The organism is Natronospira bacteriovora (assembly GCF_030848495.1).
GTDB classification, from domain to species: Bacteria; Pseudomonadota; Gammaproteobacteria; order Natronospirales; family Natronospiraceae; genus Natronospira; species Natronospira bacteriovora.
On record NZ_JAVDDT010000003.1, the window covers coordinates 70,843 to 89,114 of the forward strand.

Below are 18,272 nucleotides of genomic sequence, written 5' to 3' on the forward strand. Positions count from 1 at the left end.
GTCCTGAGCGGGTCAAAGCCCCAGTGTAACCCGACACCCGTATGACGTGGAGTGATGACCGGAGCGGTCTGACCGCGAAGGCCTCAGCTGGAGGTGGGAATGGTCAAGACCTGGCCGACACGGATCTGGTCGCCGTTGAGATTGTTGGCCTGACGCAGCTGCTGGATGCTGACATCGTATTTGCGGGCGATGGCCGAGAGGGTCTCACCACGGCTGATGCGGTGCTCGCGGCCAGGGCGTTCGCCGTTGCGCACCATTTGCGCAATTCGTGTGCCCGGCACGGGGTTGGCCCAGAAATAGTCACGGACACCGTCGCGAATGGCGCTCGCCACATTCTCCTGGTGCTCGCGCTGATTGAGCAGGCGTTCTTCCTGCGGGTTGGAAATGAAGGCGCTCTCCACCAGGATCGATGGAATGTCAGGCGCCTTGAGCACGGCGAAGCCGGCCTGCATGACCTCGCGCTTGTGCAGGCGCATGCGCCCATCCATCTGACGCACCAGATGATCCCCCAGATCCAGGCTGGCGCTGATGGACGCGGACTGGGACAGATCCATGAGAACCGAGGCCACGGTATCGTCCTTGTCGGACAGCCGTACACCACCAATCAGATCGGCGGAGTTCTCGCGATCCGCCAGCCACTGGGCGGCCTCATTGGTCGCCCCGCGCTGGGACAGGGTATAGACGGATGCGCCTCGGGCCCTGGGATCACGGAAGGCATCGGCGTGGATGGAAACGAAAAGATCGGCTTCCGCCTCCCGCGCCCGGGCCACACGGTCACGGAGAGAGACGAAATAATCGCCCGAGCGCACCATGAAGGGCTCCATGCCGGGTTCGGCGTCGATAAGCCGCTCAAGACGTCGGGCAATCTGCATCACCACGTCCTTCTCACGGGTACCGTTGGGACCGATCGCCCCCGGATCCTCACCGCCGTGCCCGGCATCAATGGCGATGATCACCGGGCGATCGTTGCCACTGGGCAGGCTGCGAACGGTCTCACGCACGCGATTGCGGCCGTTGCGGCGATCCAGATCCACCACCAGGCGGTGGCCGTATTGTTCATTGGGTTTGACCAGGAAGCTGCGCGGACGGGCTTCCTCGGCCAGATCCAGGACGATGCGCAGGTCGTTGTCGCCACGCCGGCCACTGCGGATCCCCTTGACCACGCCCTCGCCCGCGCCGGAAACACCGCTGCCCATGCGTGCGCGACTGAGATCAATGACGATGCGGTCCGGCTGGGAAAGCGTGAACAGCTGATGATCCACCGGCGAGGACAGGTCGAAGACGACACGGGTGCGTTCGGGCGAATCCCACAGGCGCACGCCTTCGACTTCCGCCGCCATGCCGGGCAAGGGCAGCAGAGCCAGGATCAGAACGGTGATCAGCAGGCTGAACGGGCGCATTGTGGTGGGCCACTCCCTTGCCGGACGCAGTCGCGGAACCCGGCGACAGTCGGAAAAAAGCCTTCCTTAAGGCAAAAGATATATAACAGGCGGGCAAGAAATCAAGTTTTTTCGAGTAATTCTGGTGGGATACGCCGCTTTCTTATGGTTCAACCTGAAACACTGAGCCCCTTCATCAGGGCTTCACCCCGGCTCCCGCTGGCCTCGACCACGGCCTCGCGCCCCTGCTGAAGATGCGTCAGCCGGATGGAGAGATCCGCCGATGGCAGCAGGCCGGCGCCATTCTCAGGCCATTCCACCAACATCACCGCGGAAGCGGTGTCCAGCTCCCGAATGCCGAGGAACTCCAGTTCTTCCGGATCACCGAGGCGATAGAGATCCATGTGCCAGACGGTGAGACCGGCCACTTCGTAGGGTTCCATCAGGGTGTAAGTCGGGCTGCGAACCGGCCCGGTTTCCCCCAGGGCACGCAGCAGGGCCCGGGCCAGACTGGTCTTGCCGGCGCCGAGGCTGCCATGGAGATAGATGACCGCCCCTTGTCCGGGCACGCTTGCATCCGCCGTCAGGGCAGCGGCCAGGTCACGGCCGAGATCCCCGGTGGCCGACTCATCCGGCAAGATGCGCTTCATTGCCTTGCCTCGGGCGGGTTGCTCAGACGCAGGATGGCCGGAAAGAGATCCGTCGGCCTCAGGCCACGGGGCCCCTGTTCACGCACCGCCAGATCGCCGGCGGCGGCATGCAACCAGACACCGGCGGTCGCGGCTTCCCTGGCGGGCAGGCCCTGCGCCATCAAGGCGCCAATCAGTCCGGCAAGCACATCCCCCATGCCGGCCACGGCCATTCCGCCATTGCCGGCATCACAGACATGGATCGGCCAATCCGGCGCCCCGACCAGGGTGCCCGCGCCCTTGAGCACCACCGCGGTATCGAAGCGGGCCAGCAACCGTTCCATGGCATCGAATCGATCCTGCTCCAGATCGGGCACCGACAGCCCCAGCAAACGCCCGGCCTCACCGGGATGGGGCGTCAGCACACAGGCCGCCGGCAGTACCGGGGATTCCGAAGCCAGCAGATTCAGGCCATCCGCATCCACCACCAGCGGCCGACCGCTGGCCAGCGCCTCCGCAAGCAGGCGACGCCCCCAGCGTGCCTGTCCCAGGCCCGGGCCGATTACCACCACATCGGCCGCGGCCAGCACCGCTCGGGCCTGCCCCGATCGACGCACACCCCGCACCAGAACCTCCGGCAGACGTGTCAGGGCCGCCGCCACATGACTCGGGCGGGTCAGCAGGCTGACGCGTCCGGCGCCACCGCGCAGGGCGGCCTCTGCCGCCATGATGGTGGCGCCGCCCATGCCGTGATCACCGCCCACAATGGCGACATGGCCGTGCAGGCCCTTGTGGGCCGTCGGTGCCCGATCCGGCAGATTGCGGGAGACCTGCCGGCGGTCGATCAGGAAGGCCGCCGGGTTCATGCCCTGATAGACCGCGTCCGCAACCCCCAGGCGCTCGAAATGAACGCGACCAGTCACGGCCCGGGCCCGGGCCGTGAACAGGCCGCGCTTCTGGCCGATGAAGGTGGCGGTATGCGCGGCCCGGATACAGTCACCGGGAATGGTGCCCTTGTCGGCATCCAGACCGCTGGGACAATCCACGGCAAAGACCGGTGCCGGATGGGCATTGGCGAGGCTAATGAACTCGGCAATGCGACCTTCCGGCGGCCGGCTGAGTCCGGTGCCCAGGAGGGCATCCACGATGAGGCCGGCATCCGCCGGCAAGGCCCCCTCGAAAACGCCTTCTTCACCGCCACAGGCCAGCCAGTCCGCCCGCGCCCGGGCCGCATCACCGCGCAGGGCCTCGCCATCAACGGCGCTCATCAGAGTCACCGGCAATCCCGCCTCCCGGGCGAGCCGGGCGATGACATAGCCGTCTCCCCCGTTGTTGCCGGGTCCGGTGAGGACCAGGAGACGGCCGCTGCCCCCCGGCCAGAAGAAACGCAGACGCCGGAAGGCCGCTTCGCCGGCGCGGCACATGAGGGCGTAGCCATCGATGCCCTCAGCGGAAATCGCTCGACGGTCCAGCTCTCGAACCTGCTCGACGGTATACAAGCCCTGTTGGGGAATCGTTTCCATGACGAGAATTATACAGCTCCAGTTCCTCGAATCCTTCTCGTAATCGTAGTCGTAATCGTGATCGGGTTCTTCGTAATTCGAAAAAGCCGATTACGATTACGATTACGATTACGATTACGACTACGATTATTGGGGCGACAGACGCCGTGCGGGGGTGCGACAATGGCTTTGCTGCTTCCATGGCCCTTGCGAACATGAACACCGAGCAAACCCGACCCCCAATCGACTACGGGCAACTGGCCGAAGCCATCCGCGGCTGGGGGCTGGCGCTGGGTTTCCAGGCCATCGGCATCAGCGACATTGATCTGCGCAGCGATGAGGCCCGACTGGATGCCTGGCTGGCCGATGGGCGCCACGGCAGCATGGAGTGGATGGCGCGCCATGGCCACAAGCGCAGCCGGCCCGATGAACTGCTGCCCGGTACATGCCGGGTGATCTCGGCCCGCATGGATTACCTGCCCGCTCCCATGGCCGACAGCTGGACGGTCATGGCGGATGGGACGCAGGCTTTCGTTTCACGTTATGCCCTGGGACGGGATTATCACAAGCTCCTGCGCAAGCGCCTGCAGCAGCTGGCCGATCACATTCGTGAGCGAGTGGGGGCGTTCGGCTATCGCGCCTTCGTGGACAGTGCGCCGGTGATGGAAAAGCCCCTGGCCCAGAAAGCCGGCCTGGGCTGGGTGGGCAAGCATACCAATGTGCTGCACGAGAAGACCGGCTCCTGGTTCTTTCTGGGCGAGCTGTACACGGATCTGCCCCTGCCCGTGGATGAGCCTGGTGTCGATCATTGCGGCAGCTGTCGCCGCTGCATCGATGCCTGCCCGACCGGCGCCATCACCGGGCCCTACCGTCTGGATGCCCGCAAGTGCATTTCCTATCTGACCATCGAACATAATGGCGCCATTCCCGAGCGTTACCGACGGGCCATGGGCAACCGCATCTACGGCTGTGACGATTGCCAGCTGGTCTGCCCCTGGAACAAATTCGCCCGTTACAGCGAGGAACAGGATTTCCTGCCCCGGGAGGGGCTGGACCAGGCACAGCTGACCCAGCTGTTCGCCTGGTCGGAAGCGGAATTCCTGCGACGTCTGGAAGGCAGCGCCATCCGGCGAATCGGGCACGAGCGCTGGCTTCGAAATATTGCCGTGGCGCTTGGCAATGCCCCCTCGGAGCCGGGCGTTCAGGCCGCGCTGAAAGCTCGCCTCGACCACCCCTCGGCTCTGGTAAGAGAGCATGTAGAATGGGCACTCGAACAGCACAGCCGCCGGCTGCGCAGTGACAACACCGACATCAAGGGAGACTGAACGGTGATACGGCCAGGCATTGCGATACTGCTCACACTGCTGCTGTCAGCCTGTGGGGGCGGCACGGTGGTCATGGAGCGCGCCGACAGCCAGCGCAGTGGTTACTTCTCCCAGCGCCTGTTCACCTCCGCACCGATGGTGGACTGGACCTACCAGTCCCGGAACGAGATTCGCGGGGGAGCACTGGTTGCCGACCGCCAGGTGTTCGCGGGGACGGAAGCCGGCGAGCTGCTGGCCCTGGATATCCGAAGCGGACAGCTCAACTGGCGCTTCGAGGCCGAAAGCGCAATCCGCGGGACCCCGGTCGCCGCCGATGGCCGCGTCTTCTTTGGCGACATGAGCGGACAGATCTATGCACTGGATCTTCAGGATGGTCGCCTGATCTGGCAGGAAACAGCCGGTGGCGCACTGACCGCCCCCCTGCAGATGACGGATCTCGGGCTGGTCAGTGCCGACGGCAACGGTCTCATCAGCCTCTGGGATCCGGAGGACGGCTATCGTTTCTGGCAGACACCCACCGGTGGCTCGGTGCATGCCGCCGTGGCCGAGGGCCAGGGCATGGTGGTCTTCGGCAACAGTCGCGGACAGATGCAGGCGCTGGCTCTGGCCACCGGCGAACCCCGCTGGGATTTCGAGTTCGGCGATGCCCTTCACGGTGGTGTGGCTCTGGACCGACAATTCGGCTACACGGCCAGTCTGGATGGCACCGTCCGCGGCCTCTATCTCAACGTGGGTGTGGAAAACTGGAAATTCGAGGGCCGGGCCGGCTTCAGCGCCGGCGTGGCCAAGGGGCGTGACCGGGTGTTCGCGGCGGATCGCGGTGGCCGGGTCTACGCCTTGCGCGATGACCTTGGCCTGCGCATCTGGGAACGCCAGATCGGTCAACGCTGGATCAGTGCGGCACCGACCCTGAGCCGAAACGCCCTGCTGGTTGCCGATCACGGCGGACAGATCACGGCCCTGGATCCGGATGACGGCCAGGTTCTCTGGCAATGGCAGGGTGACGGCGCCATCTCCGGCAGCCCACTGCCCCACCGTCATCGGCTCTTCGTGACCACCCGAGCCGGGAACGTCTACGCTCTCAGGAGTCGCTGACGGCCTCGCGGATCAGGCGCCGGGCAAACTTCCGCATGCGGAAGGTTCGTCGCCAGCGGCGGCCGGCTCCATGGAAGTGCACCAGGGGGGCATCCGGCAGGCAGGTAGCCATCTCCGGGTCGCGGCGGGGAAACCACATCAGGCCACGGGCCATGCAGACCGGCAGGCTGCCGCGCAGCATGGCGGCATTGAGCCCCGGCTGATCGAAGCCGCCACCGGGACGGTCGGCATGGTCATCCAGAATTCCTTCCCAGATCTTGAGGTAGCCGCCTATCACATCGGCCCGGGCGGCAAAGAAGCCGCTGTTGGCCCCCAGACTCCGCCCCCCATGCTCGGCCAGCTCCTCCGGCTCCAGGCAGCGGGCACACAGACCCTGGTCCACGGTCTGCCCGATGTCGTCGGTGCACACCAGGGCAGCAGCCGCCAGTGGTTCGGCGATGCGATCCAGGACCGGGCCCCGAATGACCAGATCGGCGTCGAAGAAAGTGACGCGCCCGTAGGCGGAAAGGTCCACGAAATCGCCAATGCGCAATTTCAGGCGCTTGGGCTGGGCCAGCAGGACGGGATCGCTGACGACAATGCCCCGCACCCCCTCCGGCCAGCGTGCCACCCGGTCCGTCAGAATGACCACTTCCCCCTGAAAGGCGCCCGGTCCGAGCAGACTCGCCGCAGCCGCCCGGGCCGCCATGCGGTACCGGAAATGCCCGACGGCAATGAAGTAGGCCAGATCCGGCTTCGACGGGGTCTCCCTCATGAGCGATTCCATTGCCGGGACAGCCAGCCCATCTGCTGACGCATGGCGGGATCCAGCACCTGATCGTCGGGGGTGCCGTCGAGGAATGTTTCAGCCCGCTTTGCCAGCTGCTTGCCCAGTTCAACGCCCATCTGATCAAAGGGATTGATGCCCCACAGGCAGGCCTGGACGAATACCCGGTGCTCGTACAGGGCAATCAGGGCACCCAGCGTCCGGGGCCCCATGGATTCCATCAGGATCAGATTGCTGGGCCGGTTGCCGGGGAAGGCCTTCTGCGGCGCCAGGTACCGGACGACCTCCTCGGCAACACCGGCCTCGGCCAGCTCCATCTCCACATCCGACAGCAGGCGACCATGGCAGAGGGCTTCACCCTGAGCCAGACAGTTGGCCAGCAGGATGCGATGCCGGGCCATGGCTGACTCGTCCGGACTACCGGCCGGCCGGGCCGCCGCTATGAAATCCACAGGCACGGGCGATGGCCCCTGGTGCAGGAGCTGGAAGAAGGCGTGCTGGGCGTCGGTGCCGATGCCTCCCAGCAGCACCGGCGCACAGTCGATACTCACGGCCTGACCGTCCTGGTTGACCGATTTGCCGTTGCTCTCCATCACCAGCTGCTGCAGGTAATGGGGGAGCAGGCGCAGGCGGTCGGCATAGGGCACGACGGCCCACACCGGCCAGCCGAAGGCGGACACCGACTGGACGTCCAGCAGCCCCAGCAGCAGGGGCAGGTTTTCTTGGTCGGGCGCCTGCTCGAAATGACGATCCATTTCGGCGGCCCCCTCCAGCAGGGCCCGGAAGGCGGGCATGCCCAGGTGCACGACGGCGGCGAGGCCAGCGGCGGACCACAGGGAGTAACGTCCGCCGACCCAATCCCAGAAACGAAAGGTGCTATCCGCAGGAATGCCAAACCCGGCCACCTTGTCCGGGGCGGTCGAGACGGCGGCAAAATGGGTGGCCACGGCCTCCTCGCCCAGCGCTTCGGCAATCCAGCGCCGGGCAATCGCGGCATTCTCCATGGTTTCCTTGCTGGTAAAGGTCTTGGAGACGATCAGGAAGAGAGTCTCCGCCGGGTCCAGACCGCCGAGAAGCCGATCGGCCTGATCCGGATCCACATTGGAGAGAAAGTGCACCGCCGGGGCCTGTTCCGCCGCGGGCAAGGCCTTGACCAGCATTTCAGGGCCCAGGTGGGAACCGCCGATACCGATGTTGACCACATGGCGAATGGGCTTGCCGCCAGCACCCTGGCGGCCGTGGTGAAGCGACTCGACAAAGCCCGCCATGGCTTCCAGTTCCCGGGCCACGAGCCCGGAGACCGCTTCGCCGGCAGCACGCCAGTCGCGTTCACTGCCGCCCCGAAGGGCCATGTGCAGGGCGGGCCGGCCTTCGCTGCGATTGATCGGCTCACCGGCAAACAGGGCCTCTCGCCAGGCATGAAAACCCGCGCCATCGGCCAGGCCCAGCAGACGATCACGGCTGGCCTCGTCGATGAACTGGCGTGACCAGTCCACATGCAGACCGGCGACATCGGCCCGATAGCGCCGCGCCCGCTCCGGATCCTCCTGGAAACAGCCAGCCAGGCTGCGGCCCCGCCAATATTCAGCCAGCGCCAGCCATTCCATATCCGCACCACTGGCGGCCGGGCTGCTCTGATAGTCCCTTCTCATGCATCCCCCAGTCAGCTGAGGCCCGGCTTGGCCGGCCCCGGATACAACACTGCCGGGCATGGCCCGGCAGTGTCAGCAATCCAGTGCATTCGCGGCCGGCCTCAGGCGGCCTGGACCGGAATGGCGTTACGACTGTTCTTCACCTGATTGTTCTCGTCCATGTACAGCAGACGCGGCGAGTGGCGAGCCACATCGGCCTCGTCCATGGAACCGTAGGCACAGATGATAACCCGGTCACCCGGACTGGCCTTGTGAGCCGCCGCGCCGTTCACGGAAATGATGCGCGACCCTTCCTCACCACGAATGGCATAGGTGGAGAAACGCTCACCATTGGTGACGTTGTAGATTTCGATCTGCTCGTAATCATGGATGCCGGCTGCATCCAGCAACTGGCCGTCAATGGCGCAGGATCCCTCGTAATCCACTTCGGCGTGGGTCACGCAGGCACGATGCAGTTTGGCTTTCAGCAGGGTTACAAACATGGTGTTCGGTTCTTCCAGCACATCACGGTCATCAAAAGGGCTGGCAATGCCCGCCAGCCGGTCGCCATTATCGCATGGAACCGCTCGCGTGACATAAGGCGACGCCCCGGCACAGGGCGCGGATTCTAAAGCAGGCGCCTCTGCCGCTCAAGCCGGGAGCCTCAGGCGGGAACGGCCACGTTGTCAATCAGTCGGGCACGCCCGAGGTGGGCCGCGCCCAGCACGGCCAGGGGACGATCGGCCGAGGGCTCGGGCAGCGCCAGGGTTAGCCGGTCACGGACTTCCAGGTAATCCACCCGGAAACCCCGGGCCTCCAGATCCACCACCGCCGATGCCACGGCCTCGTCAATGCGGCCGCGATCCTCGGCCACGGCCTGGGCCACACCCTGGAGCGCCTGATGCAGGGCCGGCGCCACCGCACGTTCCGATTCAGTCAGGTAGGCATTGCGGGAGCTGCGAGCAAGGCCATCGGTCTCTCGCAGGGTGGGGGAGCCAATGATCCGGACGGGAAAGTCCAGATCCCGACACATGCGTTCGATGACCCGCAGTTGCTGGAGATCCTTCTCGCCAAACACCGCGCAGTCCGGCTGCACCATGTTGAACAGCTTCGCCACCACCGTGGCCACGCCACGAAAATGCCCCGGTCGCGAGGCTCCGCAGAGGATATCGGTCAGGGATTCGGGGACCAGCACCGCACTGCAGGCGGCCTCGCCTTCCGGGTACACCGCCTCGACGGAAGGATGGAAGAGCAGATGCGCGCCCACGGCCTCCAGCTTGAGCTGATCCTCGGCCAGAGTGCGCGGATAGGCATCCAGATCCTCATTGGCACCGAACTGCATGGGATTGACGAAGATGCTCACCACCACCCGGTCGCTTTGACGCAGGGCATCCCGCACCAGCGCCAGATGGCCTTCATGCAGATTGCCCATGGTGGGCACGAAGCCCACGCTCAGCCCTTCGGCCCGCCAGGCACTCACCTGCCGACGCAGGGCCTCTGTTGCCTGCACTGTCTCAATCATTCGAATCCATGCTCCGGGGCCGGGTAATCACCGGATTTCACGGCCTGCACATAGGCGGCGATGGCCGCCGGCACATCGTCGGCGTCGGCCATGAAATCACGCACGAATCGTGGCTTTGGCCCGGGGGGAATGCCCAGCATGTCGTACAGCACCAGGATCTGCCCATCCACGCCGGGGCCGGCACCAATCCCGATCACCGGCACCGGTGCCTCCCGGGTGATGCGTTCGGCCAGATCCCGCGGAACGCATTCCAGCAGCAAGAGGTCGGCACCGGCCTCGACCAGGGCTCGGGCGTCGGCCTGCATGGCCGCGGCGGCCGTATCCTCCCGGCCCTGGACGCGAAAGCCCCCGGCCTTGTGCACCGACTGAGGGCGCAAACCCAGGTGGGCACAGACGGGGATGTCCTGCCCGGCCATGGCGGAGATGACCTCGGCCTGACCGGCCGCGCCTTCCAGCTTGACCATGGCCGCGCCGGCCTGCATCAGGCGCCCGGCGTTATCCACCGCCCGGACCGGATCGCTGTAACTGAGAAAGGGCATGTCCGCCACCAGGAAGGTGGTCGACAGCCCCTGGGCCACGCAGCGGGTGTGATAGACCATGTCGTCCATGGTGACGGGCACCGTGGTGGCATGCCCCTGGATCACCATGCCGAGGGAATCCCCCACCAGCACCAGATCAGTTCCGGCGGCATCCACCACCTGCGCGAAGCTGGCGTCATAGGCGGTGAGGCAGGCGATCTTCTCGCCCTCGGCCTTCATCTTCGCCAGACGGCGGAGGGTCACCGGCTTGCGGGCGGGCTGTGTGGAATGGTTGCCGTACATGAAAACCTCAGATCGGGCCGGGGTTGAAGTAATGCCGGCCACTGCGAATCTGGCGCAGCTGATCCAGCAACAGGCGATAGTCTGCCTCGCGCTCCACCGGATTGATATCCGTGGTGTTCACGATCAGCAGTGGTGCCTGATCGTAATGGTGAAAGAACTGCGTGTAGGCGTCCACCAGGCGGTTAAGATATTCCGGCGTGATGGACTGTTCCCAGGCGATGCCCCGGCGCTGGATGCGATCCAGCAGCACCGGCACGGGCGCCTGCAGATAGACCACCAGATCCGGCCGTGGGGCGTCCAGGGAGAGATGGCTCCAGGCCTGTTCGTAGAGCCTGAGTTCATGTTCATCCAGGTTCAGGGCGGCGAACAGGCGATCCTTGTCCAGCAGGAAATCCGCCACCCGGGTGCCGGCCTGGAAGAGGTCGGACTGGCGCAGGGACTGGATCTGCTGGGCCCGCTGGTAGAGAAAGAAGAGCTGGGTGGGCAGGGCTGCGGCGCGCGGGTCCTCGTAGAAACGCTCCAGAAAGGGATTGGCGTCCGCCCCTTCCAGCATCAGTTCGGCATTCCAGTCTTCGGCCAGACGGCGGGCAAAACTGGTCTTGCCCACACCGATGGGCCCTTCGACCACCACGTAGCGATGTCCGGGACTGTCCACGTTCATGCTGCCTCGATCATCTCTATATCACTCACGTCCAGCCGATCCAGCAGCTGCCGGACACGGCCATGACCGGGAATCACCAGCCCGGGTGCCAACTCGGCCAGTGGCAGGAGCACGAAGCCGCGCTCGCTGATGCCGGGGTGCGGGAGGCGAAGAAAATCACTGTGGCGCTGTTCGTTCCCGTAACAGAGCAGATCCAGATCAATCACCCGCGGCCCCCAGCGCTCGCCCTGGCGTTGACGCCCCAGCCGACCTTCCAGCGTCAGCAGCTGCTCCAGCAGGGCTTCCGGAGTGAGGCCGGTGGCGATACCGGCCACGGCATTGATGTAATCCGGCTGCCCGGGTGGCCCCATGGGGGGCGTCCGGTAAAGACTGGAGCGCCGCAGCAGGCACATCGATTCATGCGCCTCCAGCGCCGCCAGGGCCTGCAGAACCTGCGCCCTTGGCTCACCCAGATTGGCGCCCAGTCCGATCCAGGCGGTCGCTGAAGCCGTCATGACTGACCGGCGGCCGGGTTCTTGCGGCGTCGGCGCCTTTTCTTCCGGGGGCCGCGTCCACCGCCACGCACCTGGAATGCCTCCTCCTGAGCGCGCTCATCCATGTTCTGGACCTCGGTCCAGAAATCCGCCAGTGCCCGGGGTGCATCACCCGCCGTTGCCCGCAACACCAGCAGATCATAGGCGGCCCGGAAACGGGGATGGCCGAGCAGGCGCATGGCGCGGCGGCCACGGTTTCGTTCCAGCCGCGGCTGCATCAGGATCATCTCGCGGGCCACCAGGCCGAAACGCCGTGGCACGGACACCCGCGACTGCTGTCGTTCCATCACCAGACGCGTGGCCAGCTGCAGGGATTCGGCGGGGCTGTTGCCCTCCACTTCCAGTCGAGCCGCCAGGGTCTGGATGGGTCCCCAGAGAAAGGCGGCTATCAGAAAGGCCGGCGTCACCGGCTTGTTTTCCGCCACCCGGCGATCGGTATTGGCCAGGGCAGCGCGGACGAAGGCCAGCATCACCTCGCCCTGTTCGCCATCGAAGGCAGCCACCGTATGCGGAAACAGCATGCCGAACAAGCCGTGCTGATGCAGCTTCTCGAAGGTCTTCAGCGCCTGGCCGGAGAGAAAGAGCTTGAGGTATTCATCGAAGAGTCGGGCCGGCGGAATGTCTTCCAGGCGATCGCCCATGTACTGCAGGGGCGCTTCAGTCGTCGGCGCAATGTCGAAGTCGAGCTTGGCGGCAAAACGAACTGCCCGCAGCATGCGCACCGGGTCTTCCCGGTAACGTTCTTCGGGATCCCCGATCAGGCGGATGGAGCGGCGCTCGATGTCTTCCATGCCACCCACATAATCGACGATGGCGAAATCATGCGTGCCGTAATACAGGGCATTGATGGTGAAGTCGCGCCGGAAGGCATCTTCCTCCATGCTGCCGTAGACGTTGTCGCGCAGGATCATGCCGCTGTCATCCACGTTGCGATCATCGTCCTCGGCGACCGACAGGGCGCGGAAGGTTGCCACCTCGATCACTTCCGGGCCGAACAACACATGGGCCAGGCGGAAGCGGCGACCGATCAGGCGGCAGTTGCGGAACAGCTCGCGCACCTCTTCGGGGCGTGCATTGGTGGCAACATCGAAATCCTTGGGCTGACCGCCCAGCAGCAGATCACGCACCCCGCCGCCCACGATGTAGGCCTCGAACCCGGCCTTGTTCAGGCGATGGAGCACCTTGAGCGCATTGTCGGAGATGTGCTGGCGCGAGACATTATGCTGGGGTCTCGGCACGATCACTGGCGTAGCGATGACGATCCCTTCCCTGTTTTTCCGGCCGGCTCCGGCCTGTTGCAGTGAATGGTCAGATGGATGGCCGATCCTGCCCGCCGGGAATCCCGGCCGGGGCGGGGCCTCAATGGGGGCTCATGATACCATTCCGGAGATTTCATTCGCGCCCAGTGCGTTGATCCAACCCGGAAACCGGCAAAACCGAACACCATGTCCATCTCCACGCCCCTGCCTGCCCCGAGCCTGCTTCGACGCCTGGCCGCCGCCCTCTATGATGGCCTGCTGGTGATTGCCATCTGGTTCCTGGGCACACTGCTGCTGCTGCCGCTCACCGGCGGTGAAGCCATCGACAGCCAGCATCCTGCCTACCTGGCCTACCTGATTCTGATTACCGGCCTGTTCTTCGTCTGGTTCTGGCATCGCAGCGGCCGAACTCTGGGCATGCTGGCCTGGCGCCTGCGTATCGTGGACGGGCGGCAGAACCCACCCGGTCTGCGGGCACTGATCATCCGGGCCGCACTGATGCTGGCCCTGATCGTTGCGGCACTCTATGGCCTCACCCTGATGCAGCTGGATGACTATCCGGACTGGCTGGGCATGCTGTGTCTGCTGCCGCTGACCCTGTCCATGGGCTGGACACTGGTGGACGGCCAGGGCCGCAGCCTGCATGACCTGGGGTCGGGTACGCAGATGGTGCTGCTGCCGAGGGAGAAGCGCTAGTGGCTCACTAGAGCCGGCGAATGACGGCAAGGCTGATACCCAGCAGCAGAAGCGTGGGTGCCCAGGCGATCAGGAAAGGCGGCGCGGCGATGATGGCGCCCACATTGGACAAAGTGATGTTGACCAGATAGAAGGCAATCCCGATCACCAGGCCCACCACCAGTCGTTGCCCGGCACCGGATGATCGCAGGGAACCGAACAGGAAAGGCATGGCCAGCAGCACCATCACCGGCAGCGCCGCGGGAATCACCAGCTTGAACCAGAAGGCGATTCGGTACTGGTCCGCGTCGAGGTTGTTCTGTTCCAGATAGCGGATGTAATCGCGCAGCCCCAGGGCGCCCAGCATTTCAGGGCTGACGCTCACCAATGACAGCAGTTCGGGCCCGATGCCTGTTTCCCAGTCCCGTCGCTCCAGTTGTTCCGCACTGATACGATCCGGACCGGGCCGGGTTTCCCTCACACCCTCCAGCTGCCAGCTCTCGCCATCGAAAACCGCCCGGGCGGCACGCGTCACACGCCGAAGCTGCTGGTCATCGGCGAACTCGTAGATGTACAAGCCTTCAAGCTGCCCGGCATCACGCGCCTGGCGGGCATTGATGTATTGCCTGCCATCCCGGAGCCAGACACCGTCCCGACCCAGGATATTCACATTCTGGTACATGGCCTGGGCACGCAGCTGTTCGGCCTGTCGCTCGGCCTGGGGGGCCACCCACTCCCCCAGCAGGCCGCAGGCAACCGCCAGCAGAAAACCACCGAAGACGGCACCGCGCCCGATACGGGCGATGGGCATGCCGGCGGCCCGCATCACCGTGAGCTCGTTCTGGCTGGCCAGGGTACCCAGGGCCAGCAGACTGCCAATCAGCACGGCCACCGGCATCATTTCCACGGCCTGACGCGGAAGGCTGAGCAGCACGTAGAGCAGGGCTTCGCTGATGCCGTAATTCCCCGTCCCCACATTTCCGAACTGCCCCACAAGACCAACGAAGGCAGTCAGGGCCATGAGTACCATCAGCACCAGCAGACTGCCGCCGATCACGGCACGGGAGAGGTAGCGATCAAGGATGGTCATGTCCCGGCCGCCTCCCCGGGCCGCGCCAGGAATCGGCGCGCACCACCGTTCTGCCGAAGCAGCCACAGCAAGGCCGCAACCAGCACCAGGGCATGAACCCACCACAGGCCGAGCCAGGTCGGTATCTGCTCACGCTCCAGCCACACCTGTCCGGTGGCCAGCAGGTTGGAATACAGCACATAGACGATGATACCGGCGAACAGGCGACCATAACGCCCCTGTCGCGGCGAAATCCGTGCCAGGGGAACGGCCAGAATGGTGAGCACCAGGCCACCGATGGGCATGGCAAGGCGCCAGTGAAATTCCGCCATGTCCTCCGGTGTGCCGGAGGCCAGCAGCTCACGAACCGCCCGGGTATCACGGCGATCGCTCATACCGGGCTCTGCCGCTTCCGGCAACTGCAGGCCATGGCGCTCGAAACGACTGCGCTGCATGGCCCGGCTGCCCGGCTGGAGTTCGTAACGGTAGCCCTCCTCCAGCACCAGGTAACGGTATCCCGCCGCATCGGTCTCGACCCGGCCACGGCGCGCACGGATCACGATCTCTTCATCACCATCGAAGGCCTGAATGAACACGCCCCGGAGCAGATCGGCCTCGCGCCGTTCCGCGTAAAACACCCCATCCGCCCCCTCCAGTCGGCGAAAAGCGCCCGGTTCGAACACCCCAAGCCGGGCTTCTGCCTGGGCCGCCTGCTGAACCTGGTGGATGGCCTGACTGGCCATGGGTGAACCGTAAAGCGAAAGCCAGGCGACCAGAAACATGATGGGCAGGGCAATCCAGGCCAGGGCACGGTAAAGCTTCAGGGGGCCCACGCCACAGGCCATCATGGCCGCCATCTCGCTGTCCTTGTACAGGCGACCGAGCGCCAGCAGGACGCCGAGGAAAAAGGCAATGGGCACCAGGATGACCAGATACTGAACCGTGGACAGACCCATCAGGGACCAGATGGCATCGGCCGGGATGTCACCGCTGGCGGCCTGCCCCAGAAACCGGGCAAATCGATGACTCATCAGAATGATGAGCAAGGCACCGGTGACACCGATCCAGTTCAGCAGCACTTCCCTGTTTATGTAGCGCTCGATGACCGTCTGCACACCGGCTGTCCTGATGCTGAAAGGAGTCGGCAGTTTATCAGGGATACACCGGCAGAGGCATGCCGATGTGACCGCGGCCTGCAGCGGAGGGGGCCGGATTCATCGGCGAAAGCATGCCTGATCCTGTATAATTACGCCCCTCTTCAGTCGCTGCCGGGCACACACCCGACACCGCGATTTTCTTCAGGATTTGCTCAGGAGTCAGCATGGAATTCAGGATCAAGTCAGGCGCCCCCGAGAAGCAGAAAAGCCAGTGCCTGGTCGCTGGCGTGTTCAGCAAGGGCAAGCTCAGCCCGACGGCCGAGGCGCTGGACAAGGCCACCGGTGGACGCATCAAGTCCGTGATCAAGGCCGGCGCCATGAGTGGTGACACCGGCAGCAGCCGCCTGCTGTTTGATCCTGAAGGCACCGCCGCCCAGCAGCTGCTGCTGGTGGGTCTGGGCGAGAAGGAGAAGTTCGGCCCCCGCGCCTTCCGGGAAGCCACCATTACGGCGGTCCAGGCGCTCAACGAGGCCGGGGTCAAGAAAGCCCTGTTCCTGACCGCCGGCGATTTCCCGTGTGAGGAAGATCCGCTTTACTGGGGTGTTCGTCACCTGGTGGAAGCCGCCGAATACGCCGCGTACCGCTATGAGGCAACCCTGTCCAGGAAGGCTCCTGCCGCCACGCTGAAATCCATTGATGTGCACTACGAAGGCGGTGGCAAGGCGGCCGCCGAGAAGGCGCTGCGTCATGCCAGCGGCATCGCTGCCGGCACCGCCCTGGCGCGCGAACTGGGCAATCTGCCGGGCAATGTCTGCACCCCCAGTTATCTGGCCAGCCAGGCGCGCAAACTGGCAAAGGATGACAAGAACATCAAGGCGACCATCCTCAGCGAAGCCGACTGCAAGAAACTCGGGATGGGTTCCTTCCTGTCAGTGGCCAAGGGCAGCGATGAACCGGCCAAGTTCATCGTCATGGAATACAAGAACACCAAGGGCAAGACCCGCCCCCACGTGCTGGTGGGCAAGGGACTGACCTTCGATACCGGCGGCATCTCCCTCAAACCCGGCCCGGGCATGGACGAGATGAAGTACGACATGTGCGGTGGCGCCAGTGTCTTCGGCACCATCAAGGCCGTTTCCGACATGGAACTGCCCATCCACGTGGTCGGCCTTGTTCCAGCCACCGAGAATCACATCAACGGCAAGGCGAACAAGCCGGGTGACGTGGTCACCAGCCTGTCCGGCCAGACCATCGAGATCCTCAACACCGATGCCGAGGGCCGCCTGATTCTCAATGACGCGCTGACCTACGCCCAGCGCTACAAGCCGGTCTCCCTGATCGATATCGCTACCCTGACCGGCGCCTGCGTCATCGCCCTGGGCCACCATGCCTCCGGTCTGATGAGCAAGCACGATGACCTGGCCGAAGAACTGCTGGCCGCCGGCAACAAGGCCTGGGACCGAGCCTGGCGCCTGCCGCTCTGGGATGAATACCAGGATCAGCTCAAGACCAAGTTTGCCGACATGGCCAACATCGGCGGCAAGGAAGCCGGCTCGATCACCGCCGGCTGTTTCCTGGCCCGCTACACCGAAGGCCAGCGCTGGGCCCATATTGATGTGGCCGGCTCGGCCTGGGTCAGTGGCAATGGCCCCAACAAGGGCGCCACCGGACGGCCCGTGCCGCTGCTCAGCCAGTACCTGATCGACAAGGCCTGAACCGGATTCCCTCCGGTGACACCCCGGTGGCCTCGGCCACCGGGGTTTTTTGTATCCGGGGCACCGGGCTCTTGCCAGGGATCGAAAAACCCGAAGGAATGTTTGACAAGTGCCTCATTTGCAACCAGACTTTCCCAAACCACTGAAGGCAGGGCATTCATGACCCGGGTGGATTTCTACCTCCTTTCGCAGCAACAGCCCACGGCACAGGAGCAGTTCGTGTGCCGTCTCACCGAGAAGGCCTTCCGGCTCGGGCACCGCATCTTTCTCCACGGCAAGGACGAGCAGCAGGCCCGCAAGCTGGACGAACTGCTGTGGACTTTCCGTGATCGCAGTTTCATTCCCCACGGCCTGGCCGCCGACGTGGACGCCGAACCCGATTTCCCGGTGGTCATCGGCAGCGGCGAGGCGCCCAGGGGTGATTACGATCTGCTGATCAACTGCGCTGACGACATCCCCGACTTCTTCAGCCGCTTCGAGCGGGTGGTAGAAACCATTCCCAACGAGGATCAGGCCAAGGCCCGCGGCAGAACGCGTTACCGCTTCTACCGCGACCGGGGCTATCCGCTGGAAATGCACCGGCTCTAGAGGAG

At 64.8% G+C, this 18,272-nt stretch carries 18 protein-coding genes; 5 read left to right on the forward strand and 13 right to left on the reverse strand.

The window, feature by feature from the left end; genetic code table 11:
- Nucleotides 1–83: 83 nt before the first annotated feature.
- From RBH19_RS05890 to RBH19_RS05900, 3 genes are all read right to left on the reverse strand, one after another.
- Nucleotides 84–1,400, reverse strand: coding sequence for an N-acetylmuramoyl-L-alanine amidase (locus RBH19_RS05890; RefSeq protein WP_306727895.1), 1,317 nt, complete (start codon nucleotides 1,398–1,400; stop codon nucleotides 84–86).
- Nucleotides 1,401–1,549: 149 nt separating this feature from the next.
- Nucleotides 1,550–2,029, reverse strand: coding sequence for a tRNA (adenosine(37)-N6)-threonylcarbamoyltransferase complex ATPase subunit type 1 TsaE (gene tsaE / locus RBH19_RS05895; RefSeq protein WP_306727896.1), 480 nt, complete (start codon nucleotides 2,027–2,029; stop codon nucleotides 1,550–1,552).
- Nucleotides 2,026–3,531, reverse strand: a complete 1,506-nt coding sequence (locus tag RBH19_RS05900) for an NAD(P)H-hydrate dehydratase (protein WP_306727897.1) — start codon at nucleotides 3,529–3,531, stop codon at nucleotides 2,026–2,028. Before RBH19_RS05900 ends, tsaE begins: the two co-directional genes overlap by 4 nt.
- A gap of 194 nt (nucleotides 3,532–3,725) precedes the next feature.
- Here RBH19_RS05900 and queG point away from each other — a divergent pair, with 194 nt between their 5' ends.
- Nucleotides 3,726–4,835, forward strand: a complete 1,110-nt coding sequence (gene queG, locus RBH19_RS05905; RefSeq protein ID WP_306727898.1) for a tRNA epoxyqueuosine(34) reductase QueG — start codon at nucleotides 3,726–3,728, stop codon at nucleotides 4,833–4,835.
- Between the two features lie 3 nt (nucleotides 4,836–4,838).
- Nucleotides 4,839–5,930 (forward strand): outer membrane protein assembly factor BamB family protein, encoded by a 1,092-nt coding sequence (locus RBH19_RS05910; protein ID WP_306727899.1) that lies wholly within the window; start codon nucleotides 4,839–4,841, stop codon nucleotides 5,928–5,930.
- Here the strand turns inward: RBH19_RS05910 and RBH19_RS05915 are convergent.
- The 8 genes from RBH19_RS05915 to pcnB all read right to left on the reverse strand — a co-directional run bounded on the left by RBH19_RS05915 (nucleotide 5,917) and on the right by pcnB (nucleotide 13,102).
- Entirely contained in the window at nucleotides 5,917–6,684 is a 768-nt protein-coding gene (locus RBH19_RS05915) for a hypothetical protein (protein ID WP_306727900.1), read from the reverse strand. The two genes, RBH19_RS05910 and RBH19_RS05915, sit on opposite strands and share 14 nt — an antisense overlap.
- Nucleotides 6,681–8,348 carry a glucose-6-phosphate isomerase gene (pgi, locus tag RBH19_RS05920; RefSeq protein WP_306727901.1) on the reverse strand — a complete coding sequence of 556 codons (1,668 nt, stop codon included), beginning with the start codon at nucleotides 8,346–8,348 and terminating at the stop codon, nucleotides 6,681–6,683. Before pgi ends, RBH19_RS05915 begins: the two co-directional genes overlap by 4 nt.
- Nucleotides 8,349–8,449: 101 nt before the next feature.
- Nucleotides 8,450–8,830: an aspartate 1-decarboxylase gene (gene panD / locus RBH19_RS05925; protein WP_306727902.1), complete on the reverse strand. Its 381-nt coding sequence runs from the start codon at nucleotides 8,828–8,830 to the stop codon at nucleotides 8,450–8,452.
- Between the two features lie 161 nt (nucleotides 8,831–8,991).
- Nucleotides 8,992–9,846 carry a pantoate--beta-alanine ligase gene (gene panC, locus RBH19_RS05930; RefSeq protein WP_445353966.1) on the reverse strand — a complete coding sequence of 285 codons (855 nt, stop codon included), beginning with the start codon at nucleotides 9,844–9,846 and terminating at the stop codon, nucleotides 8,992–8,994.
- Complete coding sequence (gene panB, locus RBH19_RS05935; RefSeq protein WP_306727904.1) at nucleotides 9,846–10,670, reverse strand: 3-methyl-2-oxobutanoate hydroxymethyltransferase; 825 nt, start codon at nucleotides 10,668–10,670, stop codon at nucleotides 9,846–9,848. The genes panC and panB overlap by 1 nt, the downstream gene beginning before the upstream one ends.
- Nucleotides 10,671–10,677: 7 nt before the next feature.
- A complete protein-coding gene (locus RBH19_RS05940; protein ID WP_306727905.1) occupies nucleotides 10,678–11,331 on the reverse strand; it encodes a deoxynucleoside kinase in 654 nt (217 codons plus the stop codon).
- The gene (gene folK, locus RBH19_RS05945) at nucleotides 11,328–11,825 is read right to left on the reverse strand and encodes a 2-amino-4-hydroxy-6-hydroxymethyldihydropteridine diphosphokinase (protein ID WP_306727906.1); all 498 of its coding nucleotides are present in this window, start codon (nucleotides 11,823–11,825) and stop codon (nucleotides 11,328–11,330) included. Before folK ends, RBH19_RS05940 begins: the two co-directional genes overlap by 4 nt.
- Complete coding sequence (gene pcnB, locus RBH19_RS05950) at nucleotides 11,822–13,102, reverse strand: polynucleotide adenylyltransferase PcnB (protein WP_306727907.1); 1,281 nt, start codon at nucleotides 13,100–13,102, stop codon at nucleotides 11,822–11,824. The genes folK and pcnB overlap by 4 nt, the downstream gene beginning before the upstream one ends.
- Before the next feature lie 207 nt (nucleotides 13,103–13,309).
- On the opposite strand from pcnB, the gene RBH19_RS05955 reads away from it, so the two are divergent.
- On the forward strand, nucleotides 13,310–13,819 hold the full coding sequence (locus RBH19_RS05955) for an RDD family protein (RefSeq protein WP_306727908.1): 510 nt from the start codon (nucleotides 13,310–13,312) through the stop codon (nucleotides 13,817–13,819).
- Nucleotides 13,820–13,826: 7 nt separating this feature from the next.
- Here RBH19_RS05955 and lptG read toward each other — a convergent pair whose 3' ends face one another.
- Both lptG and lptF read right to left on the reverse strand, forming a co-directional pair.
- Nucleotides 13,827–14,888, reverse strand: coding sequence for an LPS export ABC transporter permease LptG (gene lptG, locus RBH19_RS05960; RefSeq protein WP_306727909.1), 1,062 nt, complete (start codon nucleotides 14,886–14,888; stop codon nucleotides 13,827–13,829).
- The gene (gene lptF / locus RBH19_RS05965) at nucleotides 14,885–15,982 is read right to left on the reverse strand and encodes an LPS export ABC transporter permease LptF (RefSeq protein WP_306727910.1); all 1,098 of its coding nucleotides are present in this window, start codon (nucleotides 15,980–15,982) and stop codon (nucleotides 14,885–14,887) included. Before lptF ends, lptG begins: the two co-directional genes overlap by 4 nt.
- 206 nt (nucleotides 15,983–16,188) lie before the next feature.
- On the opposite strand from lptF, the gene RBH19_RS05970 reads away from it, so the two are divergent.
- Nucleotides 16,189–17,679 (forward strand): leucyl aminopeptidase, encoded by a 1,491-nt coding sequence (locus tag RBH19_RS05970; RefSeq protein ID WP_306727911.1) that lies wholly within the window; start codon nucleotides 16,189–16,191, stop codon nucleotides 17,677–17,679.
- A gap of 159 nt (nucleotides 17,680–17,838) precedes the next feature.
- Complete coding sequence (locus RBH19_RS05975) at nucleotides 17,839–18,267, forward strand: DNA polymerase III subunit chi (protein ID WP_306727912.1); 429 nt, start codon at nucleotides 17,839–17,841, stop codon at nucleotides 18,265–18,267.
- Nucleotides 18,268–18,272: the final 5 nt, after the last annotated feature.